The sequence below is a fragment of the Escherichia sp. AM3 genome, assembly GCF_032029835.1.
Lineage (GTDB): Bacteria > Pseudomonadota > Gammaproteobacteria > Enterobacterales > Enterobacteriaceae > Escherichia > Escherichia coli.
In genome coordinates this window covers 1-278 of the sequence record NZ_JAVUPQ010000919.1, presented here as the reverse complement: position 1 = coordinate 278, position 278 = coordinate 1, and the positions used below count along the sequence as shown (strand labels likewise).

Annotated in this window: 1 protein-coding gene; it reads right to left on the bottom strand. The window is 61.5% G+C overall.

Annotated features, from left to right (window positions below):
* Positions 1 to 278 (bottom strand): ATP-binding cassette domain-containing protein (locus tag RTW80_RS29060; protein WP_312721574.1); only part of this gene is annotated, 278 nt, incomplete at both ends.

Here is a 278-nt window from a genome sequence, read left to right as displayed (position 1 = left end):
ACCGTGGCCTCCGTGCAAATGCCCGTCGCTCAGGGTCAGCATGCGGTACGAACGGCGGGAGATCAGCCCCATGTCGTGCGTCGCCATCAGTACCGTGACCCCTACGCGGTTGAATTCCTCAAACAGACGCAAAATCCCTTCGGACAGGGCATCGTCCAGGTTACCGGTCGGTTCATCCGCCAGCAAAACGGCAGGTTTGTTCACCACCGCACGGGCGATGCCCACGCGCTGCTGCTCACCGCCGGAGAGCTGGATCGGGAAGTTCTTCGCTTTGTCCA